Source organism: Thauera propionica, assembly GCF_002245655.1.
GTDB lineage: Bacteria > Pseudomonadota > Gammaproteobacteria > Burkholderiales > Rhodocyclaceae > Thauera > Thauera propionica.
Genome location: NZ_NOIH01000003.1, coordinates 134,328 through 159,528 on the forward strand (window position 1 = coordinate 134,328; position 25,201 = coordinate 159,528).

Sequence of the window (25,201 nt, forward strand, 5' to 3'; positions counted from 1 at the left end):
CGGAATCAGGCGGTCAGGGCTGCAGCGACTGCGTCGAGATCTGGAAAGATCCGCGTGCCCGGCGGCAACTCGGGATCCTCACGGGTCTTCATGCCCTTTCCCGTCAGCACCAGGTAGGGCTCACAGCCCATGCTCACGCCCGCCTGCAGGTCGCGCAGGCTGTCGCCGACGCAGGGCACGCCGGTGAGGTCGACATTGAAGCGCTCCGCGATCTGCTGGAAAAGCCCTGGCTTGGGCTTGCGGCAGTCGCAGGTCGAGTCGGCGGCGTGCGGACAGAAGAAGATCGCATCGAGTCGCCCCCCCACCTGCGCGAGGCTGCGCACCATCTTGTCGTTGATCGCATTCAGCGTGTCCATGCCGAACAGGCCGCGCCCCACCCCCGACTGGTTGGACGCGACGACCACTCGCCAGCCCCACTGGTTGAGGCGCGCGATGGCCTCGAGCGACCCGGGAATGGGCTTCCATTCGTCGGGCGACTTGATGAACTGTTCCGAGTCGGCGTTGATCACGCCGTCGCGGTCGAGAATGATGAGCTTCATCGGCATGTCGTTGCTCCGGCATAGCGGAACACACCCCGCCCTGCAGCGGGACGCGTCCGGGTCAGGCCGACAGACGGGAGATGTCCGCCACCTGGTTCATCAGGCCGGCAAGCTGGGCCAGCAGCGCGATGCGGTTGGCGCGGGTCAGCGGCTCCTCGGCCATCACCATGACATCCTCGAAGAAGTGGTCAACCGCTGCGCGCAGGCCGGCCAGGGCACGCAGCGCGTCGGTGTAGTCTTCGTTGGCGACATGCGAGCGCACCAGCGGCGCGACCTCGACCACCTGGCGGAACAGCACCTTCTCGGCCTCCTCCTGCAGCAGCGCGAAGTCGGGCTCACCCGGCGTGCCCTCGGCCTTCTTCAGGATGTTGACGATGCGCTTGTTGGCGGCAGCCAGCGCCTCGGCCTCGGGCAGGGCGCGGAAGGCTTCCACCGCGGCGAGCTTGGCCGGTACCAGATCGATGCGCGCGGGCTTCAATGCCAGCACGGCGTCGATCACAGCGCCATCGCGCCCTGTCTCCCGCAGCAGGTTCTTCAGGCGCTCGAGCATGAAGTCCTGCAACTGCGCGGCGAAGCCTTCGGCGGTGAGCAGGCCGGGCTTGAAGCCGGCGGCGGCCGTATCGATGAGCTTCGGCAGCTCAAGCGGCAGCGGCGCCTCGATCAGGATGCGCAACACGCCGAGCGCGGCGCGGCGCAGCGCGAACGGGTCCTTGTCGCCCGTCGGCACCATGCCGATGCCGAAGAATCCGACCAGGGCGTCGAGCTTGTCGGCCAGCGCCACCGCGGCGGCGACGTTGCCGGCCGGCAAGGCATCACCCGCGAAACGCGGCTGGTAATGGGCCTGGATGGCATCGGCCACAACCTCGCCTTCGCCGTCGGCGAGCGCGTAGTAACGGCCCATGATGCCCTGCAGCTCGGGGAATTCGCCCACCATGTCAGTGACGAGGTCGGCTTTCGCCAGGCGCGCGGCGCGCTTGGCCGCGGCGACGTCGCCATGCAGCTGGGCGGCGATCGCACCCGCCAGCGCTTCAAGCCGATCGACGCGCTCGAGCTGGCTGCCGAGCTTGTTGTGATAGATCACCGGCGCCAGGCGCGGCAAGCGCGCCTCGAGCTTCTGTTTCTTGTCCTGCTCGAAGAAGAAGCGCGCGTCCGACAGGCGCGGGCGCACCACACGGGCGTTGCCGGCGACGATGTTGCTCGGGTCAGCCACCTGCATGTTCGAGACGATCAGGAAGCGGTTGAGCAGCTTGCCGGCGCCGTCGAAGAGCGGGAAATACTTCTGGTTGGCGCGCATGGTCAGGATCAGGCACTCCTGCGGCACGGCGAGGAATTCGGCCTCGAACTCGCCGACATACACCGTCGGGTGCTCGACCAGCGCGGCGACCTCGTCCAGCAGGTCGGCATATTCGTTGAGCAGCGCGCCCTGCTTCGCAGCCTCGGCGAGAAGCTGGCGCTCGATGTTGGCGCGGCGCTCGGCGAAGTTGGGAATGACCTTGCCCTCGGCGAGCAGTGTGGGCTCGTAGGCATCCGCAGTCGCGATGTCGATGTCGCCGCGACTCATGAAGCGGTGGCCACGCGTGGTGCGCCCCGAGTCGAGGTCGAGCACGCGGCCCGGCACCACGTCAGCACCGTGCAGGAAGGTGAGCTTGTGCACCGGACGCACGAAAGTGGCATCGCCGTCGCCCCAGCGCATGACCTTGGGGATGGGCAGTGCCTTGATCGCGTCCTGTACGATGCCCGCCAGGACGTCGGCGAGCTTCGCACCCGGCACCATGGCGGTGTGGAACAGGGCCTCGGCCTTACCGTCCATGCGGCGCTCGAAGCTGGCGACAGCCTCGACCGCGATGCCCTTCGCCTCCAGCTTCTTCAGCAGCGCCGGCGTCGGCTTGCCCTCGGCGTCGAGCGCCACGGACACCGGCATCAGCTTCTCGGTGACCTCCTTGGCGGCGGCCTCCGAGGCCACCTGCGCCACCGTCACTGCCAGCCGGCGCGGGCTGGCGAAGGTGCGGAAGGCGGCGTCGGCAGGCGCCAGGCCCTTGGCCTTGAGGCCGTCGGCGATCCTGGTGGCGAAAGTCTCGCCCAGGCGCGGCAGGGCCTTGGGCGGCAGCTCTTCGGTGAGCAGTTCAACGAGCAGGGTCGCGCTGGTCATCACGCGGCCTCCTTGGTTGTGTTCAGCATCGGGAAGCCGAGGGCTTCACGGGATTCGAAATAAGCCTGGGCGACGGCGCGCGACAGGTTGCGGATACGGCCGATGTAGGCGGCGCGCTCGGTCACCGAGATGGCACCACGGGCATCAAGCAGGTTGAAGGTGTGCGCCGCCTTCAGCACCATCTCGTAGGCCGGCAACGCGAGGCCGACTTCCATCACGCGCTTGGCTTCGGACTCGTAGTTATTGAACAGCGAGAACAGGAAGTCGACGTTGCTGTGCTCGAAGTTGAAGGTCGACTGCTCGACCTCGTTCTGGTGATAGACGTCGCCATAGGTCACCTTGCGCCCGTCCGGCGCGATCGACCACACCAGGTCATAGACGTTTTCCACGCCCTGCAGGTACATCGCCAGACGCTCGATGCCGTAGGTGATCTCGCCCAGCACCGGCTTGCAATCGAGGCCGCCGACCTGCTGGAAATAGGTGAACTGGGTGACTTCCATGCCGTCCAGCCACACTTCCCAGCCCAGGCCCCAGGCGCCGAGCGTGGGGTTCTCCCAGTCGTCCTCGACGAAGCGGATGTCGTGCACCATCGGGTCGATGCCGAGCGCGCGCAGGCTGTCGAGGTAGAGTTCCTGGATGTTCAGCGGCGAGGGCTTGAGCACCACCTGGAACTGGTAATAGTGCTGCAGGCGGTTGGGGTTCTCACCGTAGCGGCCGTCCTTCGGGCGGCGCGACGGCTGCACGTAGGCGGCGTTCCAGGGTTCGGGACCGATCGCGCGCAGGAAGGTGGCGGTGTGGCTGGTGCCGGCGCCCACCTCGAGGTCGTAGGGCTGCAGCAGCACGCAGCCGCGCTCGCCCCAGAAGTGCTGGAGCGTGAGGATGACTTGCTGGAAGGTCGGTTTCACGAGTCTGGATTCGGTGGTCATGGTCTCGGGCGGCCCATTGGCCGCGCTGCGCACGCAAAGACGGGGATTTTACCGGTATCCGGCACGACGCGCGCGCCGCAGGCCGATCAGCCCCAGCACGAACACGGCAGCGGCCAGCGCAAGGCGGTCTCCCCAGCGCACATAGAGCGTGAGCCCGGAATAGCCCTGCACGCTCGCGCGCAGCACGCCGCGTTCGAACTCGGGCAGCACCGCGCTGACGCTGCCATCGGGCTGCACGACCGCGGTCATGCCTGTATTGGTCGAACGCAGCATGGGCCGGCCGGTCTCGATTGCGCGCACGCGGGCAATCTGCAGGTGCTGGGGCTGGGCGAAGGAGTCGCCATACCAGGCAAGGTTGGAGATGTTCAGCAGCAGCGTGGCCTGCGGCAGGGCACGGATGATCTCGGCGCCGAACAAGTCCTCGTAGCAGATGTTGAGCGCGACCTGCTGGCCATCGAGCACCATCGGCGCCTGGTCGGGCGCACCCCGCGTCTGGTCGGACATCGGTATGCTGGCAAGTTGGTAGAACCAGCCGAACAGCGGCGGCGAGTATTCGCCGAAGGGCACGAGGTGCTGCTTCGCGTAGTGCTGCACCGGCGCCGTGCCCAGACTGATCGCCGCGTTGTAGATATGACCTGCGTCGTCGCGCCGGAACGCGCCCAGCACCAGGTCGCCGCCCGCCTCCTGCGCCAGGCGCGCAAGCGCTTCCAGATAGCCTTCGGGCAGTCGGTCGAGCAGCGTCGGCAGCGTGGTCTCCGGCAGCACCAGGATGGCCGGCGGATTCGGGCGCAGGAAGGCGTCGCGAACGAGGTCGAAATTGACCTGGAGCACGTCGGCAAAGCGTTCCGGATCCCACTTCAGGCTCTGTTCGAAGTTCGTCTGCGCCAGTGCGATGCGCACGGGCTCGCCGACCGGCGTGGTCCAGGCGCGCATCGACAGCAGGGCTCCGCCGCCGAGCACGGCGACGCAGATCAGCCCCGGGCGCCACAAAGTGCCTGCACGTCGCCACTCGGCCAGCCCCAGCCACGCGGCGACGAAGGCCAGCAGGCCGCCGACGCCATACACGCCGATCACCGGCAGGTAGCCCGCCAGCGGGCTTGGCGCCGTCTGCGAGTAACCGACCGCAAGCCATGGAAAACCGGTGAACACCACGCCGCGCAGCCATTCGCCGAGCAGCCACAACGCGCCGAACAGCGCGGCCCCTGCGAGCGGCGCACTGCCCCGAGCGAGACTTCGCAAACGCACGAACAGCGCCCCGACCAGGGCCGGGTAGAGCGCCAGGTAAGCACAGAACAGCGCGATCGCCAGACCGGCCAATGGCGCGGGCATGCCGCCGTAGCGGTTGAGCGCGACATAGAGCCAGGACACGCCGGCGATGAAGGCACCCCAGCCCCACGCGAACCCGAGCCAGAAGCCATCTCGCGTGCGCCCCACGTCGCGCAGCAAGCGGGCCAGTACGGCCAGGCACAGGAACATGAGCGGAAACCAGCCGACGGGCTCGAACGCCAGAACGCCCGCGCCCCCCGCGAGCAGCGCCAGCCCCACGCGCCGGCGCATCACTCGGCAGCCGCTTCGGGTTGGGGCAGCCGCTCGACCAGCAGCGAATGCAGGCGCCGGCTATCGGCGCGCAGAACCTGGAATTTCACCCCGTCGAGCTCGATCGTCTCGCCGCGATACGGCAGGCGACCGAACTGCCGGATCAGCAGACCACCGACGGTGTCGTACTCGTCGTCGCAGAACTGCGTGGCGAAGGCCTTGTTGAAAGCCTCGATCTCGGTCGTCGCCTTGACGCGGTAGCGGCCGTTGTAGGCGAGGCGAATATTGTCGCCGAGTTCGTCGAGGTCGTACTCGTCCTCGATGTCGCCAACGATCTGCTCGAGCACGTCCTCGATCGTCACCAGGCCGGCGACGCCGCCGTACTCATCGACGACGATCGCCATGTGGTTATGGCTGACGCGGAACTCGCGCAGCAGCACGTTGAGGCGCTTGGATTCGGGGATGAAGACCGCGGGACGCAGCATGCCGCGCAGGTCGAACTCGCGTCCGGCAAAGTAGCGCAGCAGATCCTTGGCCAGCAGGATGCCGACGACGTCGTCCTTGCCCTCGCCAATTGCCGGGAAACGCGAATGGCCCTTGTCGACGACGAAGCCGGCGATCTCCTCGACGGGCGCTTCAAGGCTGACGCAGTCCATCTGCGCACGCGGCACCATGACGTCATGCACCTGCATGTCGGAGACCTGCAGCGCGCCTTCGATGATCGACAACGCGTCGGCATCCAGCAGATCACGCTCGAAGGCCGCATGCAGCAGCGCGAGCAGGTCTTCACGGTCTTCCGGCTCACGCGACAGCAGGGCCGAGATACGATCGATCAGCGACGGTTTTGAAGGACTGTCCATGTCGGGGGAAGGAAATGCCGCCTGCGGCGCGCGCCATCCCGACGCCGCGCCGCGCGTGCTCAGGCGTACGGGTCAGCGTAGCCCAGGCCGCGGAGGATTTCCGTTTCGAGTTTTTCCATTTCCTGGGCATCGATCTCGTTCTCGTGGTCGTAGCCCTGAAGGTGCAACATACCATGCACCACGAGGTGGGCGAAGTGGGCTTCCAGTGTCTTGCCCTGCTCTGCCGCCTCGCGCAGGACGACTGGCACGCACAGCACGAGGTCGCCCGCCAGCGGCCTGTCTGCGGCGCCGGGCAGGTCCTCGCCCTCGCCGTAGGCGAAGGTCAGTACGTTGGTGGCGTAGTCCTTGCCACGGAACTCGCGGTTGAGCTCGCGCCCCTCGGCCTCGCCGACCAGGCGCACCGCCACCTCGGCATCCCGCTGTAGCGCAGCCTGGGCCCAGCGGCGGATCTGGTGCTTCTTGGGCGCACTGGCCTTGTCCACGCTGTCGACCGCCTTCTGCACCGCCAGCGTCAGCAGCGGCGGATTCTCGCCTTGCGGCAGGTCGATCGGCTCGACCGGCAGCAGGTCGTGATGCACGTCGACACGCAGCGTCATCAGGTTGCAGGCGCCGGGCTGCAGCGACAGCATCGGCACGGCCTCCTCGCTGTCGGTCTCGGCCTCGATCTCGAGGTCGCCCCAGGCGCGCTCGGGGAAGGCGAGCAGCAGCTTGCGGCCGTCGCCCAGGTCGATCTCAAGGCGTTCGGCCTTGATGCGGGTCGCCTTGCCATCGGCATCGACGGCGACGATCTTCGGGCTGTTTACCGCGGGATTATTCGCCGCTTTCGGCATTCTGGTCTCCCTCGTCCTGCTGTTTCTGTGCACGTACTGCAGCCTTGGCGCGCTCCACGCGCGCAGCCTCGTTGTCATAAGCTTCCACGATGCGTGCGACAAGCGGATGACGGACCACGTCCTCCTTGCGGAACTCGGTGAACGCGATACCGCGCACCTCGCCCAGCACCTCGCGCGCCTCCTTCAGGCCGCTGCGCTGGCCGCGCGCCAGGTCGACCTGGGTCAGGTCGCCGGTGACCACGGCCTTGGCACCGAAGCCGATACGTGTCAGGAACATCTTCATCTGCTCGGGGGTGGTGTTCTGCGCCTCGTCGAGGATGATGAAGGCATTGTTGAGCGTACGCCCGCGCATGAAGGCGAGCGGCGCGATCTCGATCAGGCTGCGCTCGAACAGCTTGCCCACGCGGTCGAAGCCCATCAGGTCGTAGAGCGCGTCATACAGCGGCCGCAGATAGGGATCGACCTTCTGCGCCAGATCGCCGGGCAGGAAACCCAGGCGCTCGCCGGCCTCGACCGCAGGTCGGGTCAGGATGATGCGCTCGACCAGGTCGCGCTCGAAGGCGTCGACCGCGCTCGCCACCGCCAGATAGGTCTTGCCGGTGCCCGCCGGACCGATACCGAAGGTGATGTCGTGGTCCTGAATGTGCTTCAGGTACTCCACCTGGCGCGGCGTGCGCCCGTGAAGTTCGGTGCGGCGCGTCATCAGCACCGGCGCGGGCGCCACGGCCTCGCCCTTGTTCGCGATCTCGATCAGGCCGAGTTGCACGTCGTCGAGCGACAGGTCGTTCTCCGCGCGCGCGTAGAAGTGCTTCAGCGCCATCTCGCCACGCAGCACCTGGGCCGGATGGCCATGCAGCGTGAACTGCTCGCCACGGCGGGTGACAGTGATGTCGAAGGCGTTCTCGATCTGGCGCAGATTCTCGTCCAGCACGCCGCACAGGCGGGCGAGCCGGGCGTTGTCGACCGGCTCGAAGAAAACTTCCAGGGTTTTCGCCATCAGGATTCCCGGACGAGGATTTCGCCACGCAGGCTGTGGGGCAGCGCGGCGGTGATGCGGACATCGACGAACTGGCCGATCAGGCGGTCGCGATGGGGCGAATCGGAGGGGAAGTTCACCACACGGTTGTTGTCGGTGCGCCCCATCATCTCGGCCTCGGCATTCTTCTTCGCCGCCCCCTCGACCAGGATGCGCTGCACGCTGCCGACCATGGCCTCGCTGTTGGCCTGGTACTGTTCGTCGATGCGCTTCTGCAGCCTCGCCAGCCAGGCGAGCTTGGTCTCCTGCGGCACGGGGTCTTCGAGGTCGGCCGCCGGCGTGCCGGGGCGCGCGCTGTATACGAAGCTGAAGGAGCCATCGAAGCCGACGTCCTCGATGAGCTTCATGGTCTTCTCGAAGTCGTCCTCGGTCTCGCCGGGGAAGCCGACGATGAAATCCGAGGTCAGCGACAGATCCGGTCGCGCCGCCCGCAGCTTGCGCACGACGGACTTGAACTCCAGCACCGAGTAGCCGCGCTTCATCGCCGCGAGCACGCGGTCCGAGCCCGACTGCACCGGCAGGTGCAACTGCGACACCAGCTTGGGGATGTTCGCGTAGCAGTCGATCAGGCGTTGCGTCATCTCGCGCGGGTGCGAGGTGGTGTAGCGGATGCGTTCGATGCCGGGGATCTCGGCCACGCACTCGAGCAGGAACGCAAAGTCGCCCTGCTCGCCATCCTCACGCGTGAGTTCGCCACGCCAGGCGTTCACGTTCTGCCCGAGCAGGGTCACTTCCTTCACACCCTGCGCCGCCAGGCCGGCCACCTCGGCAAGCACGTCCTCGAGCGGGCGCGACACCTCGTCACCGCGGGTATAGGGAACGACGCAGAAGGTGCAGTACTTCGAGCAGCCTTCCATGATCGACACGAAGGCGCTGGCACCTTCGACACGCGCCGGCGGCATCGCGTCGAACTTCTCGATCTCGGGGAAGGAGATGTCGACCTGCGAGCGCCCGGTCTGCTTGCGCGCCTCGATCAGCTTCGGCAGGCGATGCAGGGTCTGCGGACCGAAGACCACGTCCACATAGGGCGCGCGCTTGACGATCGCTTCGCCTTCCTGGCTCGCCACACAGCCGCCGACGCCGATGATCAGCCCGGGCTTCTGCAGCTTGAGCAGGCGCGCCCGACCGAGGTCGTGGAACACCCGCTCCTGCGCCTTCTCGCGCACCGAACAGGTGTTGAAGAGGATCACGTCTGCCTCTTCCGGGTTGTCGGTCTTGACCAGCTCTTCGTGGGCACCGAGCACGTCCGCCATCTTGTCGGAGTCGTACTCGTTCATCTGGCACCCGAAGGTGCGGATGTAGAGTTTCTTCATCTGGGGAAAGGAATCGCTGCGGGATTACCGCTTGGGGTCCGGAACGGCCGCTTCCTCGGGCGTGAGGATCCAGACCCGGTGAACTTGTCCCTGATTGTCGAACTTGACGCGCACCTTGTACTCGCCGCGAATGTGCGACGGCAGCACGATCCGGTTGGCACGATCACGGATCTGCGCGCCGGGACTCAGAGGCACCGGCTCATCATCCAGAAGCACGGCACCGGCAGGGGCAAACGTAATGGTGGTCTTGCGAGCATCCTCGGGAAACGCTCGCGTCGGTGCCGCATTCGCCGCCGAGCCCGGGGCTCCGGCCAGCGACAGCAGCAGCAGGGAGAGGGGAATTTTGCGCAAAGACGTCGGCCGGCAGGTTCCGGCAGAAGGTTATTCAGGCGAAGAATGATCCCCGATCACCCCTTCCATGTCAATGCAAAACCCTTATAAATCAAACGTTACACTCCCGTTTCGGCATTTCCATGCGGCACACCCCCGGCCGCAGATCCAGCGCGGCCGCGCTTCGGGCCTGTTGACGAGGTACTGAAAAGCCCGCTATATTCGCGCGCTCTGTTGGTGATGTAGCTCAGACGGTTAGAGCGATGGATTCATAACCCATAGGTCGGCGGTTCGATTCCGCCCATCACCACCACCCCGATTCAAGCAAAAGGCCAACTCCTCGGAGTTGGCCTTTTGCTTTTCGGCACCTGCCCTGTCGGGCACGACAGCGGGCCGCCGACAGGCAGCCCCGTCGACAATCTCTCACTGAGCCACGTAGATACCCACCGCGGCAAAGACGTCGCCGACGCGCTGGTACAGGGCACGCTTAAGTTCATCGCGGCCATTGACCGGATTGCGCCAGATGTACTCCAGCGTTCCCTTGCCGACCGTGCGCACTTCGTCGGCCTGATCGGCGATGAAGCGCTTGCCGGTCGCATCGCGGAGTGTGGCGGCGCTGCGGCCAATCAGCTTGGGCATGGTACCGTGGGCGCGGAACACGAGGTCATCGACTCCGACGACGTACACATACAGGTCGTTGATGACGAAATCACCCTTGGGATCGTTGAAACGCTCATAGGCTCGGGGGCCGTTTGCCTTCAGTTCGGCGACTGCGCGGTCGAGCATCTGCTGAGCCTGGGCCTGCGTCGAGCGAACCTCGGTCTGGCCACTCCCCTGGGCCACAGCGGCCGTGGCCCCCAACGACGCGGCAAAGGCAAAAACAAAAAGCCGGATGCGCAGCAGGCGCGCGATTGAAAGCATATTCTGGTCTCCCCGTATCCGGGCCCGACCGCTTCCTGGCGGCCGCAACGAACCCGACTGCAAATCTCATCCTGCCTGCATGCTGGCACACCCGGCAGAACCCCATGACTTCCAGTGATCAATTCGGCTCGCGACACCACACGGGGCGACAAATCGAACCGCCAAGGCGACGACTACACGCACTGGAGCGCGCATAGTAGCAATCTGCCGTGCACTCGTGCAGGCTGATGACGAAGAGTTCGTGAACTAGGTCCCATCCGCCATGATCGGCACCCCCCTTAACCCGGAACGAATAAGCAGGCATGGCTCGACCTCTCGAACCCGCGTTTGCCGATCCTCATCAAGCCTTCCGCGACAGGAGCGCGCACAATGGGGCCTGAACGCCAGCGCGCCTCACGCGCCAGGATCAGCCCCAACCGCCTGAAGAACGCACCCCCATGATCGACCAGGTCGCCGAAAAAATCGCCCGCCGCGTCATTCTTGGCTTCCTGCTCGGCGGCCTGCTGGTACTGAGCTACGCGGTGCTGCAGCCCTTCATCGTTCCGGTGGCGTGGGCGGTGATCATCGCCTACGCCACCTGGCCGCTCTATCACCGCCTGCGCCAGCGCCTGTCGCGCTACCCGACACTGGCCGCGTCAATGATGACCCTGCTGCTGACGGCTGCCTTCGTGCTGCCGGCGCTGTGGCTGGCGACGCTGTTGCGCAGCGAGATCGGGGTTGCGATCGCGGCAGTGACTACGGAGTTGCGCCAGGGCACGCTCGCCTTGCCCGACTTCATCCGTAACCTGCCGTGGATCGGCGACGACCTTCAGCGCATGCTCGACGAACTGACGGGCGACCCCGAAACCTTCCGCGTGCAGATGAACGAGTGGGTCAGGCAAGGCGCCGAGCTGGCCGTCGCACTGATCGGCGACGTCGGCCGCAACGCGGCCAAGCTCGGCTTCGCACTGATCACCGTATTCTTCCTCTATCGCGACGGCGAGCGCGTGCTGCAGCAGGTGCATCGCGTGCTGCACCGTTTCCTCGGCGAGCGGGTGAACGACTACCTGGCGGCAGTCGGTTCGATGACGAAGGCGGTAGTCTGGGGCCTCGTCGCCACGGCACTGGCGCAAGGCTTCGTCGCCGGCCTGGGCTACTGGTGGGCCGGTGTCGCCGCGCCCGTGCTGCTCGGCGCCATCACCGCCCTGATCGCGATGATTCCGTTCGGCACGCCGTTCGCCTGGGGCACGATCGGCGTGTGGCTGCTGGTGAGCGGCAATACGGCGGAGGGCATTGGCCTGCTGTTATGGGGCGCGCTGGTGGTGAGCTGGGTGGACAACCTCGTGCGTCCGCTGGTGATCAGCAACGCCACCCGCATTCCCTTCCTGCTGGTAATGTTCGGCGTGCTCGGCGGTCTGGCGGCCTTCGGCCTGGTCGGCCTGTTCCTCGGACCCGTGGTGCTGGCCGTGCTGATGGCGGTGTGGCGCGAGTGGATAGAGGAGTCGGACCTGAAGCCGCCCGCCACACCCCATGTCAACGCAGGCGCAGGATCCGCAGCGCCCCCGCCAGCACCACCGCAGCAATCGCCACACCGATGATCCAGTCCGGCCACGGACTGCCGATCCAGCCGACCAGCACGCCGGCGGCGATCACGCCCAGGTTGGCGATGACGTCGTTGGCCGAGAAGATGTAGCTCGCCTTCATATGCACGCCGCCGTCGCGATAGCGCGAGATCAGCCACAGGCAGGCAACATTGGCTGCCAGCGCCAGAACCGCGATGCTCACCATGCCCAGCGGCTCGGGCGTAGCCCCTGTCAGCATGCGCCGCGCAGTCTCACCCAGCGCAGCCAGCGCCAGCAGCAGTTGCAGCACGCCCGCAAGGCGCGCCGCCCAGAGCTTGTGCCGCGCCGTGCGCCCCACCGCATAGAGCGCGACGCCATACACGGCGGCATCGGCAAACATGTCCATGGCATCGGCCACCAGCCCCGCCGAACGCGCCCACAACCCGGCCCCGAGTTCCACCACGAACATCACGGCATTGATCGCCAGCAGGAACCCAAGCACGCGCGCCTCGTCGGCATCGTTTGCGCCCGCTGCTGCCGGTGCCTCACCCTGCTGCAGCGCTTCGGACTCTGCCAGTACGGCACCATAGCCCAGCGGCAGCAGCCTCGAGAGGATGGCCGCGGCCTCACCGCCATGATCCACGATCAATGTCCGTCCCGGCAGATCGAAACGCAGCGTGGTCACCGGCGCATCGGCCAGCCGCAGGCGGATCATCTGCTCCTCCGCGGGGCAATCCATGCCGGGGATGCGAAAGACGCTGCGCCGCCAGAGGCCATTCACCTCGGAGGACGCCGCTGCTCCATGCGCTGAAACCTGATCTTCCGCCACCACACGGCCTGGCTCGACGCGGGGCTTGAGGGACTTGGCGTTGCTGCAATCGCAACTTCCGGAGCAGGCGGGCTTGATCGGCATCGCATTCGCAGGGACATGAATCGTCAAGGCGCCATTTTCCGCCTTCGAGTGCCTTTTGCGAAAATCCGGCTGCGTTCGGCCGCGGCCCTCAAAAGCAGTTACCCTTCGGCTTCGTGTCCGACTCGGGTATCCGATCGCATGAAGTCCGCCCAACACCCCACCGCCCTGCGCACCCAGCAGCGCCTTGCCGACGCCGGCCTCGACAGCCGCGTGGTCGAATTCGAACAGCCCACCCGCACCAGTGCCGAGGCAGCCGCGGCCCTCGGCTGCGAAGTGGCGGAGATCGCCAAGTCCATCGTGTTCCGCGGCAGGGACAGCGGACAGGCCGTCATCGTGGTCGCCAGCGGCGACAACCGGGTGTGCGAGGCCAAGGTCGCCGCGCTGGTCGGCGAAGCGCTGGGCCGCGCCGACGCGGAGTTCGTGCGCAGCGCCACCGGCTACGCCATCGGCGGCGTCGCCCCGATCGGCCATGCGCAGCCGGCGAAGCTGCTGCTCGACCAGGACCTGCAGCGCTTCAACCGATTGTGGGCCGCCGCCGGCACCCCGTTCTCGGTCTTCCCGCTCACCCCGGCTCAACTGCAGGCCCTGACCGGTGCCGCCTGGGGCGACATCAAGCAGTGAGCGCGCCCGCCCAACTCCTCAGCGACGAAAAACCAGGCTGAAATTGTTCGCCGGCATGTCGACCACCTCTTCCAGCCTGAAGCCCCGACGCTGCGCCTCGGCCTCAACCGCTTCCAGGTCGCGCACGGCAAAGCGCGCATCAACGCTGCGCAACCAGCCGTCGAAATCGGCGTTACTCGGTGCGATGTGGGCGCCACCGCGACGGTAGGGGCCATAGCAATAAACCACCCCGCCTGCGGGCAAGACCTCGGCCGCTCCGGCAAACAGCGCAGGCGTCGTTTCCCAGGGCGAGTAATGCAGCACGTTGATCGCCACGATCGCGTCGGCCGCGGCGAGGGGCCAGGGGCTGGCGGCAAGATCGAAACGCAGCGGCGGCAGCACGTTGGGCAGCGCACTGTGCGCCACCCAGTCAGTGATCGAGGCCATCGCGGCGGGATCGGCCTCGCTCGGCTGCCAGCGCAGCGCGGAGAGGTGGCGGGCAAAATGCACCGCATGCTCACCAGTGCCGCTGCCGAGCTCGAGCACCAAGCCTGCGGTCGGCAGCACGCGCTGCAGCACGGCGAGGATGGGGTCGCGGTTGCGGGCGGCGGAGGGCGAGAACTGGCGGCAGTCGAGGGTCGGCATGGGGTGCGGAGGCATGAAGATGGTGGCTCCGATTATCGCCCGCACCGGTTCAGCGAAGCACCCCGTGTGCTGTTCTGCGCGTCATGTCCGCCAAGCCCGACCACCCGGCGTCAGGCGCTACTGCTCGCGTGCGACTGACGCCGGGAAGTGCAGGCCAACGCTGAGATAATGACGCACTCCCTTCACCGCCCCGCCCCACCATGAGCACACCCACCAAACCCCTCGCCGGCCTCAAGGTCATCGAGCTTGGCACGCTGATCGCCGGCCCCTTCGCCGCCCGCATCCTCGCCGAGTTCGGCGCCGAGGTGATCAAGATCGAATCGCCCGACGGCGGCGACCCGCTGCGCAAGTGGCGCAAGCTCTACGAGGGCACCTCGCTGTGGTGGTACCTGCAGTCGCGCAACAAGCAGTCGGTGACGGTGAACCTCAAGCATCCCGACGGGCTCGAGGTGCTGCGCCGGCTGGTGGCCGAGGCCGACATCGTGATCGAGAACTTCCGCCCCGGCGTGCTGGAAAAGCTCGGCCTGGGCTGGGAGGCGCTGTCGGCGATCAACCCGGGGCTGGTGATGCTGCGCCTGTCGGGCTTCGGCCAGACCGGGCCGATGGCGCAGCAACCCGGCTTCGGCGCCATCGGCGAATCCATGGGCGGGCTGCGCTACGTCACCGGTTTCCCCGATCGGCCGCCAGTGAAGACCGGCATCTCGATCGGTGATTCGATCGCTGCGCTGTGGGGCGCGCTCGGCGCGCTGATGGCCTTGCGCCACAAGGAAGTGAACGGCGGCCAGGGCCAGGTGGTGGACGTGGCGCTGTACGAGGCCGTGTTCGCGATGATGGAGTCGCTGGTGCCGGAATTCGACGTGTTCGGCTTCGTGCGCGAGCGCACCGGCAACATCATGCCGGGCATCACGCCGTCGAACACCCACACCACGAAGGACGGTAAGCACGTCGCCATCGGCGCCAATGGCGATGCCATCTTCCGCCGCCTGATGCTGGCGATGGACCGCCCCGACCTCGCCGACGATCCGACGCTGGCCGACAACGCGGGCCGCGACGCCCGGCGCGACGAACTCTACGCGCTGATCGACGCCTGGGTCGCCGCCCACGACGAGGCTGCGGTGCTGGCCGCACTCACCGCCGCCGAGGTGCCGGCCTCGCGCATCTACTCGGTGGCCGACATGTTCGCCGACCCGCAATTCCTCGCACGCGAGATGCTGCAGACCGTGAAGCTGCCCGATGGCCGCGACTGCCGCATGCCGGGCGTCGTGCCGAAGCTGTCGGCGACGCCGGGCGGCACCGAGTGGATCGGCCCGGCGCTGGGCGAGCACACCGACCGCGTGCTCGCCACGCTGGGCTACGACGCCGGGCGCATCGCCGCGCTGCGCGCCGCCGGCGCCATCTGAGCCATGGCCCGGCAGCGACCGCTACCGGGCCGTTTCACTGCCGACGCGCCCCTCAGTCCGTCGCCTCGCTGGCGTAACGCACACGCAGCTCGCGCTTCAGCAGCTTGCCCGAGGCGTTGCGCGGCATGTCCTCGACGAAGAACACGCGCTTGGGCACCTTGAACGGCGCCAGGTGGGCATGTACGTGGGCTATCAGCTCCTCGGCCGTGGCCTGCGCGCCCTGCTTCAGCGCCACCACCGCCGTCACTGCCTCGATCCAGCGCTCGTCGGGCAAGCCGATCACCGCCACCTCGGCCACCGCGGGGTGGGTGTAGAGGCACTCCTCGACCTCGCGGCTCGCCACCACCACGCCGCCGGTCTTGATGATGTCCTTGATGCGGTCGGTGATGTAGAGATAGCCGGCCTCGTCCAGGTAGCCGACATCGCCGGAACGGAACCAGCCGTCCTTGAAGCTGGCCGCGGTTTCCTCGGGCTTGTCCCAGTAGCCGCTCATGAGCTGCGGCGAACGGTGCACGATCTCGCCCATCTCGCCCGGCGGCACGTCGTTCAGGTCGGTGTCGACGATGCGGGTCTCGACGTTGAAGATCGGCCGTCCGGCGGAGGCGGGGCGATCCGCATGCTCCTCGGGGCGCAGCACGGTGGCCAGCGGTGCGATCTCGCTCTGGCCGTAGCAGTTGTAGAGCTTGAGCGCCGGCAGCTTGGACGCCAGTTCGTGCACGACCGGCACCGGCATGATCGAGGCGCCGTAGTAGCCCTTCTGCAGCGAGGCCAGGCGCGCCGGATCGAAGGCAGGATGACGCAGGAAGGCGATCCACACCGTCGGCGGCGCGAAGAAGGAGGTGACGCCTTCCTGCGCGATCAGTTCGAAGCAGCGCTCGGGCTGCGGTGCCTGGATCAGCAGCGTGGTGGCGCCCACCAGCAGCTGCGGCATCAGGAACACGTGCATCTGTGCCGAGTGGTAGAGCGGCAGCGCGGCCAGCGAGCAGTCCTCGCCGCGGATGTCGGTCGCCAGCAGGGTGCTGGTGTATTCGGCCAGCAGGGCGCGGTGGCTCATCATCGCGCCCTTGGGCGCCGCGGTGGTGCCGGAGGTATAGAGCAGCTGGGCGATGCTCTCCTCGTCGAGGTCAAGTTCCGGCGCGGTATCGGCGCCGCCGCCCTGCGCCCAGGCGAGGATGTCGCGATCCTGCCCGCCATGTAGCGTGCCGCGCCACTCGCAGGGCAGCGTAGGGCCCAGCGCCTCGACGTGGGTCGCCATGTCGGCGTCGCAGAACAGTGCCCGCGCGCCGGACTGCTCGACGATGTAGCGCAGCTCGGCATCGAGCAGCGCATAGTTGATCGGCACGTGGATCAGGCCGGCCTTCGCGCAGCCCAGCCACAGCAGCACGTAGGCGTCCGAGTTGCGGCCATAGGCGGCGACGCGGTCGCCGGCCTTCAGGCCCAGCGTCAGCAGCCGGTTGGCGACTCGGTTCGCGGCGCGCTCGAGCTGGGCGTAGCGCCAGCTGCGCCCCTCGAAGCGCAGGGCCTCGCGTTCGGGATTGCGGCGCACCGAGCGCGCGAAGGCGTCGCCGATCAGGTTGCGCCCGGCACGGCGCACATCGGCGGGCGTGGCTGTCAGGAGTGCTGCGGTCATGCTCATGTCCTCATTCAGTGCTTGCGGGGCACCCGCAGGCGCCCCCATCGTACTCGGGCAAATCGCCTTACTTGGCCGCCATGCGGATCGCGCCGTCCAGGCGGATGACCTCTCCGTTGAGCATCGGGTTCTCGCAGATCGACTTCACCAGCTGCGCGTACTCGCTGGAACGGCCCAGGCGCGAGGGGAAAGGCACCATCTGGCCGAGCGAATCCTGCACCTGCTGCGGCAGGCCGCGCAGCATCGGCGTCTCGAAGATGCCGGGCGCGATGCTCATGACGCGGATGCCGTAGCGCGCCAGTTCGCGCGCGATCGGCAGCGTCATGCCGACCACGCCGGCCTTGGACGCCGAGTAGGCCGCCTGGCCGATCTGGCCGTCGAAGGCGGCGACCGAGGCGGTGGTGACGATCACGCCGCGCTCGCCCTCCTCGTTCGGCGCGGCCTTGCTCATGGCGTCGGCCGCGAGGCGGATCGGGTTGAAGGTGCCGACGAGGTTGATCGTCACCCCGCGCATGAAACTGTCGAGGCGGTGCGGGCCTTCCTTGCCCACCACCTTTTCGCCCGGCGCCACGCCGGCGCAGCACACCAGGCCATGCAGTCCACCGAAGCCCTTCACCGCGGCATCGACCGCTGCCTGCGTCGACGCCTCGTCGGTGACGTCGGTGCGCACGAAGCAGGCCGCCGCGCCCAGTTCGGCCGCCAGCGCCTTGCCCGCCTCTTCGTTGAGGTCGGCGATCACCACCTGGCCGCCGCCGCCCACCACCATGCGCGCGGTGGCCGCGCCCAGGCCCGAGGCGCCGCCGGTGACGAGAAATACCGAGTTTGCGATCTTCATTGCGTGTGCTCCTTGTGTCTCAGATGCGTTCGATGATGGTGGCGGTGGCCATGCCGTGGCCGATGCACATGACCTGCAGGCCGAAGCGGCCGTCGCGTTGCTCGAGGCCGGCGAGCATCTTGGCCATCAGGCCGGCACCGGTGCCACCCAGCGGGTGGCCGTGGGCGATCGCGCCGCCCCAGGGATTGAAGCGGTCCATGTCGGGCGCGAACTCGCGCACGAAGCACAGCGCCACGCTGGCGAAGGCCTCGTTGACCTCGATCCAGTCCATGTCGCGGATCGACAGCCCGGCCACCTCCAGCGCACGGCGCGCCGCCGGGATCACCCCGGTGAGCTGCATCACCGGATCGGAGCCGACCGCGACGCGGGCGCGGAAGCGCGCGCGCGGCCGGATGCCCAGCGCTTCGGCGGCCTCACGCCGGCCGACCAGCACCGCGGCCGCGCCGTCGGACATCTGGCTGGCGTTGGCCGCGGTCACGCCGCCCTCGCCCGGCTGGCGGAACACCGGCTGCATGGCGCGCATGCGCTCGACGTCGATCACCGCACGGATGCCTTCGTCGTGCCCCAGCGTGATCGCACCGCCCTCCTTGTCCACACCCGCCACCGGCAGGATCTCGGTGTGCAGGCCGGCCGCGCGTGCGGCCTCGGCACGGCGGTGGCTCTCGATCGCGTAGTCGTCCATCTCGGCACGCGAGATCTGCCACTGGTCGGCGATGCGTTCGGCACTCTCGACCTGGTGCGGGATGGCGAAGCGCGCGAGGATCTTCGGATGCAGCTTGTCGAAGCCGCGGAAGTCGCCCTGCCCCAGGGTCAGGTCGAGGAACATCGGCACCCGGCTCATGCTCTCGACACCACAACCGATGGCGAAGTCGAGATCGCCCGCAGCCACCGCCTGCGACGCGGCATGGGTGGCGAACTGGCTGGAGCCGCACATGCGGTTCATCGACACGCCCGGCACCTCGGCCGGCAGCCCGGCGACCAGCAGCGCCTGGCGGGCGATGTTGGCGCCCTGCTCGCCGGCCTGGCTGACGCAACCGGCCAGCACGTCGCCGACCTTTTCGGCCGGCAGTCCGGTGCGCGCCAGCACGCCGCCGATGGCGGTGGCGAGCAGCTCGTCCGGACGGGTCTCGCGCAGCGCGCCGCCGCGGCGGCCGAAGGGGGTACGGACGGCGCCCAGGATCAGCGCTTCGTTCGGATTGGAGGGGGTGCTTGGGGTCATTGCTGGGTCCTCAGGTTCAGGCCCGCTGCAGTTCGCGGGCGATGATGTTGCGCTGGATCTCGCTGGTGCCTTCGTAGATCTGCAGCACCTTGGCGTCGCGGAAGAGCTTTTCCACCGGGTATTCGGTCGAGTAGCCCATGCCGCCGAAAATCTGCACGGCCTCGGTCGCCGCCCACATCGCGGCATCGGCGGCGAAGGCCTTGGCGATGGAGGCCTCGATGGTGTTCGGCTTGCCCTGGTCGAGCAGCCAGGCCGACTGGTAGGTGAGCAGGCGCGCGGCCTCGAGCTTCATGCGCATCTCGGCCAGCTTGTGCGCCACCGCCTGGTGGTCGATCAGGCGCTTGCCCATGCTGTTGCGCTGGGTGGCGTAGGCCAGCGATTCGTCGAGGCAGCGTTCGATGAGACCGACGCCGAAGGCCGCCACCATCGGCCGCGAGTGGTCGAACACCGCCATCGCCAGCGCGAAGCCGCCACCCTCCTCGCCCAGGCGATGGTCCTCGGGCACGAACACCTGATCGAGGAAGACCTCGCAGGTGGGCGCGCAGCGCTGGCCGAGCTTGCCCAACGGCTCGCCGATCGCCATGCCCTTGCTGCCGCGCGGCACGATGAAGGCGGTCATGCCGCGGTGGCCGGCGTCCGCCGCGGTCTTGGCGAAGACGACGAGGAACTCCGCCAGATTGGCGTTGGAGATCCAGATCTTGCTGCCGGTCAGGCGGTAGCCGCCCTCCACCCGCTCGGCACGGGTACGGATGCCGGCGACGTCGGAGCCGGCGCCCGGCTCGGTCATCGCGAAACTCGCCAGCGCGCCATTGGCCGCCGCGCCGAGATAGCGCTCGCGCTGCATCTCGCTGCCGGCGATCACGATCGGCTCGGTGGCCAGCGCATTCACGCACAGCGCGGTGCCGATGCCCAGGCAGCCGCGGCAGAAGGCCTCGGTGACCAGCACCAGCTCAAGGCAGCCCAGGCCGCCGCCGCCCACCGCCTCCGGCAGGTTGATGCCGAGCAGGCCGAGTTCCTGCGCGCGCTGGTGCACCTCGAAGGGGAAGGTCTTGGCGACGTCGGCCTCGGCCGCGCGCGGTGCGATCTCGCGCTCGGCGAAGCGGCGTGCCAGATCGCGGATCTCGCGCTGCTCCGCGTTCAACTGGAAGTCCATGATGTCTCCTTGCAAAGCCGTCGTCCGCGGACGACGGGCACAACGTGGCCCGGCATGCCTGAGCACGCCGAAACGGGGTACCGGGATACAGGGCGACCGCGGCGGGTGGCCTTGGCCGGAAATCCTCAGCCGGGCGTCTTCATCCGGATGAGCGGCCGAAGCGCGCCGGTCGCCGCTCGCAGAAGGCGCTCACCCCCTCGCTGAAGTCCGGCGTCGCCGACATGGCGATGAAGCTCGCCTTCTCGGCGGCGAGCGCCGTCGCCAGGTCGGTGTCGAGACCTTCGCGCAGCAGGCGCTTGATGCCGGCCTGGGCCGCCGCCGGCCCTTCGGCCAGCCGGCGCGCCAGTGCCAGCCCGGCCTCGGCGAGTTGCGCTGCCGGCACCACCTCGGCCACCAGGCCGATGTCCTTCGCCTGCGCGGCGTCGATCTGCGGGTTGAGCAGCGCGATCGCCAGGGCTCGCTGCAGACCGACGCGGCGCGACAGGTGCCAGCTCGCGCCACCGTCGGGCGTGGTGCCGATGGCGCTGTAGGCGAGCACGAAGCGCGCATCGTCGGCCGCCACCAGCAGGTCGCAGGCCATCGCCAGCGACATGCCGAAGCCCGCCGCGGAGCCGCCCACCAGGCCCACCACCGGGCAGGGCAGCCGCGTCAGGCCGGCGACGGCCTCATGCACGGCATCGATCAGCTGGCCGATTTCTTCGGTGCAGTCCGCCTGCGACTGACCAAGCAGGGTGTCGAAGCGGCGCACGTCGCCGCCGACCATGAAGTGCGCGCCGCTGCTGCGCAGCACGACCACCCGCGGCGACGCGGCCGCCAGCGACCTGACGGCATCGCGCAGCGCGAGGCCCATCGGCAGGTCCAGGCTGTTGCGCGAGGCAGGACGATCCAGCGTGATGACGGCGATGCCATCCTCGCGTTCGAGGCGAACGCTGGCGGCTTGATGGTGTTCAGGCATGGGCGGCCTCTCCCTGGTACATGGCTTCGATCACGTCGGCATAGGTCTTGTAGATGCTGGAACGACGCACCTTCATCGTTGCCGTCACCTCGCCGTCGTCGTGGTCCAGTTCCTTGGTCAGCAGGTGGAAGCGGCGGATGTGCGAGACCTGCGCGAGCTGGGCATTGCCGCGTGCGATCTCGGCCTCGATCAGCGCGCGCACCTCCGGGTGCTCGACCAGCGAGCGGAAGTGGGTGAAGAGGATCTGCCGGCCCTCGGCCCATTTCGCCACCGTCTCGTAGTCGATCTGGATCAGCGCGGAGACGAACTTGCGCCCGTCGGCGACGACGATGCACTCCTTGATGTAGGGGCTGGCCTTCATCGTCTTCTCGATCTCGGACGGCGTCAGGTTCTTGCCGCCGGCGGTGATCATGATGTCCTTCAGGCGATCGACGATGTAGAGCTGGCCGTCGCGCGCCTCGACCACGTCGCCGGTGTGCAGCCAGCCGTCGCGGATGCTGTCGGCGGTCGCCTCCGGGTTCTTGTAATAACCGGCGAACACCATCTCGCCGCGGATCAGCAGCTCGCCGCGATCGCCGATCCGGTACTCGACACCGAGGATGGGCGTGCCGACCGAGCCGAAGCGAGCGGCATCCAGCGGCTGGCCGGTGATCATGCCGGTCGACTCGGTCAGGCCGTAGACCTCCACCAGCGGCACGCCCAGCGTGCGGAAGAACTGCACCACCGCGGGCGGAATCGGCGCGGCGCCGGTCAGCGCCACCTGCGCCCGGCGCAGACCGATGAAATTCTGCAGCGCGCGCAGGATGATCCAGTACCAGAAGGCGTAGGTGAGACGCTCGCCCGTCGTGCGCTGCGTTGCCGCCTTGTGCGCGAAGGGCGCGCAGGCGGCCATTGCACGGTCGAACAGCCAGCGCTGCAGCGGACCGCTCTCCTGCATCTTGATGCTGATCGCCGAGTGCAGCTTTTCCCAGATGCGGGGCACGCCCAGGAACATGGTCGGCGCGATCTCGCGCAGGTCTTCCTGTACGGTGCGGATCGACTCGCCGAAGGCCACCGTGGAGCCCAGGTAGATCGGGCAGAAGGTGGTCAGCATCTGCTCGGCGACGTGGCACAGCGGCAGGTAGGACAGGTGGCTGGTGTCCGCCGACAGGCCCAGGCGATCGGCGATGCCGGGCGCCACGCCGCGGATGTTGGCGTAGCTGATCATCGCGCCCTTGGGTTTGCCGGTGGAGCCCGAGGTGTAGATCATCAGCGCGATGTCCTCGAGCCGCTGCGCGGCCAGCGTCTCTTCCACCAGATGACGATGGGTGGCCTCGTACTCGACGCCGAGCGTCTCCAGGTCGGCGAAGGACAGGATGCGGTCGCGCACGCGCTCATCGGCACTGCGCAGCCCCTTGGTCTCCATCACCACGATGGCGCGCAGGTGCGGCAGCTGGTCGAGCGCCTCGACCACCTTGTCGGTCTGCTCCTGGTCCTCGCACACCACGACCTCGACGTCGGCGTGGTTGAGCACGTAGGCCACCTCGGGCGACGGGCTGGTCGGATAGACGCCGACCGCAATGCCGCCGACCAGGCCACAACCCATCTGCGTCAGCACCCATTCGATGCGGTTCTCGGCGATCACGCCGACATGGCCGCCGGCAGACAGGCCGAGCGCACGCAGCCCCAGGCCGACGTGACTCGAACGGCGGTAGTAGTCGTCCCAGGTGATGCCCTGCCAGATGCCGAAATCCTTCTGGCGGATGGCGATGCGCCCGGGGTGTTGCTTCGCCTGCTCGCGCAGCATCTGCGGCAGGGTCAGCCGGGGAAGCGGATTGACTTCGGGATTCTTGCTCATGGCCATCCTCTCGCTCACGACAGCCAGCGCTTGCGGCGCTTGTAGTGCTTGATGTCGCGGAAGCTCTTCATCTCGCCGTGCCCGCCCATGCCGAGGTAGAACTCGCGCACGTCCTGGTCGGCGGCCAGGCGTTCGGCCGGGCCGTCGGTGACGACCTTGCCGTTCTCCATGATGTAGCCGTAGTGCGCCACCGCCAGCGCCACCGAGGCGTTCTGCTCGACCAGCAGCATCGACACTTTCTGTTCGGCGTTGATGCGGGCGATGATCTGGAAGATGTTCTCCACCAGCAGCGGCGCCAGGCCCAGCGAAGGTTCGTCGAGCAGGATCAGCTTGGGTCGCGCGATCAGCGCGCGGCCGATCGCCAGCATCTGCTGCTCGCCGCCCGACAGGTAGCCGGCCAGGCCGTTGCGGCGCTCGTACAGGCGCGGAAAGTACTCGTAGACGAGCTCGTAATCAGCCTTCGCGCCGCTGCGCCCGGTGAGCGCATAGGTCGCGGAGACGAGGTTTTCCTCCACCGTCAGGTCCTCGAACACGCGGCGCCCTTCCATTACGTGGAAGAGCCCCGCGCGCACCAGTTCATGCGGCTTCGAACCCGCCAGCGGCTTGCCTTCGAAGCGGATCTCGCCGCGCGTCAGCTCGCCGTTCTCCAGCCCCAGCAGGCCGGACACGGTCTTGAGCGTGGTGCTCTTGCCCGCGCCGTTGGAGCCGAGCAGCGCGACGATCTGCCCGCGCGGCACCGACAGCGACAGGCCACGCAGCACCTGTACCGCCTTGTTGTAGATCACCTCGATGTTGTTCACCTCGAGGACGGATTCGACCGCACTCATCGCTTACTCCAGCACGATCCAGTCGGAGGCCGGCACCATGCGCTTGGCCTTGGTGTCGGCCCGGTAGATGCGACCGACGGGGATGGTGTTGCCGTGGATCGTGATGGGCACGCCGATCAGGCCGCCGGTGTCGAAGTTCTCGATCGAGTTCAGCGCCGCCTTGAAGTTGGCCGCGGTCATCTCCTTGCCGGCGGCGATCGTGCGGCGGGCCGATTCGGCGTAGAGCATGGCGGACAGGAAGCCCTGGATGTAGGGCACGTTCTGGTACTCCGGCCGCATCGCGCGGATCTTGTCCAGCATCGGCGCCGGCGTGGCCGTGTCGTAGTAGTAGTTGTAGGGCATCACACCCATGAAGCCCTCGGCGACGTCACCCATCTGCATCACGGTGCTGTTGTCCATGGTCCAGAAGGTGCCCATGAACTTGGTGTCCAGCCCGAGCTGGCGTGCCTGGCCGATGAACTCGGGGATGGGGCCGAGGATGTAGCCGTGGAATATGGTGAAGTCGGGTCGTGCGCGGCGCAGCTTGGCGATCTCGGTCGACACATCGACCGCGCCCGGCGGGGTCATGATCTCGATGGCGACGTTGAGGCCCATCTCCTTGGCGACGCCGCGGCTGCTCTCGATCGGGTCGCGGCCGAATTCGGTGTCGGAATAGACGAAGGCCACCTTGGCGCCCGGCTTCTCCTTGGCGATGTAGCGCAGCAGGATGCCGAACTGCTGGGTGTAGTCGGGGCCGGCGATGAACTGGTAAGGGTACTTCTTCGGGTCGTTGAGTTCGGTGGCGAAGGAGGCGCCCGACATGATCATCGTGCCGGCGCGGTCGAGCTCGGGGTTGATGGTCTTGCTGAAGGCGGTGGAGTCGCCGTAGTAGAAGTTCACCTTGTTCTGGCTGGTGATCTTCTTGAACGCGGCCACCGACTGGTCGACCTTGTAGGCGCTGTCCTCGGGCACGTAGCGCAGCTTGTGGCCTTCGATGCCGCCGGCGTCGTTGACCATCTTCACGTAGTCCTGGATGCCGGCGTGGATGCCGATGCCGGCAAAGGCGAACACGCCGCTCATCGGGATCGAGCCACCGATGACGATTTCCTTGTCGGCCGCCTGGACCGCGGGCAGGCCGGCGGTGGCGGCCAGCACCGCGGTGGCCAGCAGGCTCTTGAGTACGGTTCTTCTCATGCTTGTCTCCTTCTCTTTGTATGTGGTGATGCA

Annotated in this window: 23 protein-coding genes and 1 tRNA gene; 4 read left to right on the top strand and 20 right to left on the bottom strand. The window is 67.6% G+C overall.

Features of this window, described 5'->3' with window-relative positions; translation table 11 throughout:
- Positions 1–5: 5 nt before the first annotated feature.
- From gmhB to CGK74_RS02110, 9 genes are all read right to left on the bottom strand, one after another.
- On the bottom strand, positions 6–539 hold the full coding sequence (gene gmhB / locus CGK74_RS02070; RefSeq protein WP_094267409.1) for a D-glycero-beta-D-manno-heptose 1,7-bisphosphate 7-phosphatase: 534 nt from the start codon (positions 537–539) through the stop codon (positions 6–8).
- A 61-nt stretch (positions 540–600) separates the two neighbouring features.
- Complete coding sequence (gene glyS / locus CGK74_RS02075; RefSeq protein ID WP_094266870.1) at positions 601–2,688, bottom strand: glycine--tRNA ligase subunit beta; 2,088 nt, start codon at positions 2,686–2,688, stop codon at positions 601–603.
- Positions 2,688–3,614 carry a glycine--tRNA ligase subunit alpha gene (gene glyQ / locus CGK74_RS02080; protein ID WP_004253948.1) on the bottom strand — a complete coding sequence of 309 codons (927 nt, stop codon included), beginning with the start codon at positions 3,612–3,614 and terminating at the stop codon, positions 2,688–2,690. The genes glyS and glyQ overlap by 1 nt, the downstream gene beginning before the upstream one ends.
- A gap of 48 nt (positions 3,615–3,662) precedes the next feature.
- Positions 3,663–5,171 carry an apolipoprotein N-acyltransferase gene (lnt, locus tag CGK74_RS02085; protein WP_094266871.1) on the bottom strand — a complete coding sequence of 503 codons (1,509 nt, stop codon included), beginning with the start codon at positions 5,169–5,171 and terminating at the stop codon, positions 3,663–3,665.
- Entirely contained in the window at positions 5,171–6,010 is an 840-nt protein-coding gene (locus tag CGK74_RS02090) for an HlyC/CorC family transporter (protein ID WP_094266872.1), read from the bottom strand. Before CGK74_RS02090 ends, lnt begins: the two co-directional genes overlap by 1 nt.
- Positions 6,011–6,069: 59 nt before the next feature.
- Positions 6,070–6,840: an rRNA maturation RNase YbeY gene (gene ybeY, locus CGK74_RS02095; protein WP_094266873.1), complete on the bottom strand. Its 771-nt coding sequence runs from the start codon at positions 6,838–6,840 to the stop codon at positions 6,070–6,072.
- On the bottom strand, positions 6,821–7,837 hold the full coding sequence (locus CGK74_RS02100) for a PhoH family protein (protein ID WP_094266874.1): 1,017 nt from the start codon (positions 7,835–7,837) through the stop codon (positions 6,821–6,823). Before CGK74_RS02100 ends, ybeY begins: the two co-directional genes overlap by 20 nt.
- A complete protein-coding gene (gene miaB, locus CGK74_RS02105) occupies positions 7,837–9,189 on the bottom strand; it encodes a tRNA (N6-isopentenyl adenosine(37)-C2)-methylthiotransferase MiaB (protein WP_094266875.1) in 1,353 nt (450 codons plus the stop codon). The genes CGK74_RS02100 and miaB overlap by 1 nt, the downstream gene beginning before the upstream one ends.
- A 24-nt stretch (positions 9,190–9,213) precedes the next feature.
- The gene (locus tag CGK74_RS02110) at positions 9,214–9,540 is read right to left on the bottom strand and encodes a hypothetical protein (RefSeq protein WP_240498595.1); all 327 of its coding nucleotides are present in this window, start codon (positions 9,538–9,540) and stop codon (positions 9,214–9,216) included.
- A 215-nt stretch (positions 9,541–9,755) separates the two neighbouring features.
- Between CGK74_RS02110 and CGK74_RS02115 the strand changes: the two genes are divergently transcribed.
- Positions 9,756–9,832: transfer RNA gene (locus tag CGK74_RS02115), tRNA-Met, on the top strand.
- A gap of 110 nt (positions 9,833–9,942) precedes the next feature.
- On the opposite strand, the gene CGK74_RS02120 is transcribed toward CGK74_RS02115, so the two are convergent.
- Positions 9,943–10,440: a cache domain-containing protein gene (locus CGK74_RS02120; protein WP_094266876.1), complete on the bottom strand. Its 498-nt coding sequence runs from the start codon at positions 10,438–10,440 to the stop codon at positions 9,943–9,945.
- A gap of 437 nt (positions 10,441–10,877) precedes the next feature.
- On the opposite strand from CGK74_RS02120, the gene CGK74_RS02125 reads away from it, so the two are divergent.
- Positions 10,878–12,017, top strand: a complete 1,140-nt coding sequence (locus tag CGK74_RS02125) for an AI-2E family transporter (protein WP_094266877.1) — start codon at positions 10,878–10,880, stop codon at positions 12,015–12,017.
- Here CGK74_RS02125 and CGK74_RS02130 read toward each other — a convergent pair.
- Positions 11,953–12,894: a cation efflux transmembrane domain-containing protein gene (locus CGK74_RS02130; protein WP_094266878.1), complete on the bottom strand. Its 942-nt coding sequence runs from the start codon at positions 12,892–12,894 to the stop codon at positions 11,953–11,955. The two genes, CGK74_RS02125 and CGK74_RS02130, sit on opposite strands and share 65 nt — an antisense overlap.
- A 138-nt stretch (positions 12,895–13,032) precedes the next feature.
- Between CGK74_RS02130 and CGK74_RS02135 the strand changes: the two genes are divergently transcribed.
- The gene (locus CGK74_RS02135) at positions 13,033–13,515 is read left to right on the top strand and encodes a YbaK/EbsC family protein (RefSeq protein ID WP_094266879.1); all 483 of its coding nucleotides are present in this window, start codon (positions 13,033–13,035) and stop codon (positions 13,513–13,515) included.
- Between the two features lie 18 nt (positions 13,516–13,533).
- Here CGK74_RS02135 and CGK74_RS02140 read toward each other — a convergent pair whose 3' ends face one another.
- Positions 13,534–14,139: a DUF938 domain-containing protein gene (locus CGK74_RS02140; protein ID WP_094266880.1), complete on the bottom strand. Its 606-nt coding sequence runs from the start codon at positions 14,137–14,139 to the stop codon at positions 13,534–13,536.
- A 200-nt stretch (positions 14,140–14,339) separates the two neighbouring features.
- On the opposite strand from CGK74_RS02140, the gene CGK74_RS02145 reads away from it, so the two are divergent.
- Complete coding sequence (locus CGK74_RS02145) at positions 14,340–15,539, top strand: CaiB/BaiF CoA transferase family protein (RefSeq protein WP_094266881.1); 1,200 nt, start codon at positions 14,340–14,342, stop codon at positions 15,537–15,539.
- A 52-nt stretch (positions 15,540–15,591) separates the two neighbouring features.
- On the opposite strand, the gene CGK74_RS02150 is transcribed toward CGK74_RS02145, so the two are convergent.
- The 8 genes from CGK74_RS02150 to CGK74_RS02185 all read right to left on the bottom strand — a co-directional run bounded on the left by CGK74_RS02150 (position 15,592) and on the right by CGK74_RS02185 (position 25,168).
- Complete coding sequence (locus CGK74_RS02150) at positions 15,592–17,175, bottom strand: acyl-CoA synthetase (protein ID WP_206186153.1); 1,584 nt, start codon at positions 17,173–17,175, stop codon at positions 15,592–15,594.
- Positions 17,176–17,236: 61 nt separating this feature from the next.
- Positions 17,237–18,004, bottom strand: a complete 768-nt coding sequence (locus CGK74_RS02155) for an SDR family NAD(P)-dependent oxidoreductase (RefSeq protein WP_094266882.1) — start codon at positions 18,002–18,004, stop codon at positions 17,237–17,239.
- Between the two features lie 19 nt (positions 18,005–18,023).
- Positions 18,024–19,223 carry a thiolase family protein gene (locus CGK74_RS02160; RefSeq protein ID WP_094266883.1) on the bottom strand — a complete coding sequence of 400 codons (1,200 nt, stop codon included), beginning with the start codon at positions 19,221–19,223 and terminating at the stop codon, positions 18,024–18,026.
- 16 nt (positions 19,224–19,239) lie between these two features.
- Positions 19,240–20,376, bottom strand: a complete 1,137-nt coding sequence (locus CGK74_RS02165; RefSeq protein WP_094266884.1) for an acyl-CoA dehydrogenase family protein — start codon at positions 20,374–20,376, stop codon at positions 19,240–19,242.
- 139 nt (positions 20,377–20,515) lie between these two features.
- The gene (locus CGK74_RS02170) at positions 20,516–21,331 is read right to left on the bottom strand and encodes an enoyl-CoA hydratase/isomerase family protein (protein ID WP_094266885.1); all 816 of its coding nucleotides are present in this window, start codon (positions 21,329–21,331) and stop codon (positions 20,516–20,518) included.
- The gene (locus CGK74_RS02175; RefSeq protein ID WP_206186154.1) at positions 21,324–23,174 is read right to left on the bottom strand and encodes an AMP-binding protein; all 1,851 of its coding nucleotides are present in this window, start codon (positions 23,172–23,174) and stop codon (positions 21,324–21,326) included. Before CGK74_RS02175 ends, CGK74_RS02170 begins: the two co-directional genes overlap by 8 nt.
- An 8-nt stretch (positions 23,175–23,182) precedes the next feature.
- Positions 23,183–23,995, bottom strand: coding sequence for an ABC transporter ATP-binding protein (locus tag CGK74_RS02180; RefSeq protein WP_094266886.1), 813 nt, complete (start codon positions 23,993–23,995; stop codon positions 23,183–23,185).
- Between the two features lie 3 nt (positions 23,996–23,998).
- On the bottom strand, positions 23,999–25,168 hold the full coding sequence (locus tag CGK74_RS02185) for an ABC transporter substrate-binding protein (RefSeq protein WP_094266887.1): 1,170 nt from the start codon (positions 25,166–25,168) through the stop codon (positions 23,999–24,001).
- Between the last annotated feature and the right edge of the window lie 33 nt (positions 25,169–25,201).

Bases quoted from the DNA above. Each gene is read 5' to 3' on its own strand.
- CGK74_RS02150 (WP_206186153.1), bottom strand. From the start codon at position 17,175: ATGAGCATGACCGCAGCACTCCTGACAGCCACGCCCGCCGATGTGCGC.
- CGK74_RS02180 (WP_094266886.1), bottom strand. From the start codon at position 23,995: ATGAGTGCGGTCGAATCCGTCCTCGAGGTGAACAACATCGAGGTGATC.
- CGK74_RS02135 (WP_094266879.1), top strand. From the start codon at position 13,033: ATGAAGTCCGCCCAACACCCCACCGCCCTGCGCACCCAGCAGCGCCTT.
- CGK74_RS02125 (WP_094266877.1), top strand. From the start codon at position 10,878: ATGATCGACCAGGTCGCCGAAAAAATCGCCCGCCGCGTCATTCTTGGC.
- CGK74_RS02165 (WP_094266884.1), bottom strand. From the start codon at position 20,376: ATGGACTTCCAGTTGAACGCGGAGCAGCGCGAGATCCGCGATCTGGCA.
- CGK74_RS02120 (WP_094266876.1), bottom strand. From the start codon at position 10,440: ATGCTTTCAATCGCGCGCCTGCTGCGCATCCGGCTTTTTGTTTTTGCC.
- CGK74_RS02170 (WP_094266885.1), bottom strand. From the start codon at position 21,331: ATGCCTGAACACCATCAAGCCGCCAGCGTTCGCCTCGAACGCGAGGAT.
- CGK74_RS02100 (WP_094266874.1), bottom strand. From the start codon at position 7,837: ATGGCGAAAACCCTGGAAGTTTTCTTCGAGCCGGTCGACAACGCCCGG.
- ybeY (WP_094266873.1), bottom strand. From the start codon at position 6,840: ATGCCGAAAGCGGCGAATAATCCCGCGGTAAACAGCCCGAAGATCGTC.
- CGK74_RS02090 (WP_094266872.1), bottom strand. From the start codon at position 6,010: ATGGACAGTCCTTCAAAACCGTCGCTGATCGATCGTATCTCGGCCCTG.
- CGK74_RS02160 (WP_094266883.1), bottom strand. From the start codon at position 19,223: ATGACCCCAAGCACCCCCTCCAATCCGAACGAAGCGCTGATCCTGGGC.
- glyS (WP_094266870.1), bottom strand. From the start codon at position 2,688: ATGACCAGCGCGACCCTGCTCGTTGAACTGCTCACCGAAGAGCTGCCG.
- CGK74_RS02145 (WP_094266881.1), top strand. From the start codon at position 14,340: ATGAGCACACCCACCAAACCCCTCGCCGGCCTCAAGGTCATCGAGCTT.
- CGK74_RS02185 (WP_094266887.1), bottom strand. From the start codon at position 25,168: ATGAGAAGAACCGTACTCAAGAGCCTGCTGGCCACCGCGGTGCTGGCC.
- gmhB (WP_094267409.1), bottom strand. From the start codon at position 539: ATGAAGCTCATCATTCTCGACCGCGACGGCGTGATCAACGCCGACTCG.
- CGK74_RS02140 (WP_094266880.1), bottom strand. From the start codon at position 14,139: ATGCCGACCCTCGACTGCCGCCAGTTCTCGCCCTCCGCCGCCCGCAAC.
- lnt (WP_094266871.1), bottom strand. From the start codon at position 5,171: ATGCGCCGGCGCGTGGGGCTGGCGCTGCTCGCGGGGGGCGCGGGCGTT.
- glyQ (WP_004253948.1), bottom strand. From the start codon at position 3,614: ATGACCACCGAATCCAGACTCGTGAAACCGACCTTCCAGCAAGTCATC.
- CGK74_RS02175 (WP_206186154.1), bottom strand. From the start codon at position 23,174: ATGGCCATGAGCAAGAATCCCGAAGTCAATCCGCTTCCCCGGCTGACC.
- CGK74_RS02155 (WP_094266882.1), bottom strand. From the start codon at position 18,004: ATGAAGATCGCAAACTCGGTATTTCTCGTCACCGGCGGCGCCTCGGGC.
- miaB (WP_094266875.1), bottom strand. From the start codon at position 9,189: ATGAAGAAACTCTACATCCGCACCTTCGGGTGCCAGATGAACGAGTAC.
- CGK74_RS02130 (WP_094266878.1), bottom strand. From the start codon at position 12,894: ATGCCGATCAAGCCCGCCTGCTCCGGAAGTTGCGATTGCAGCAACGCC.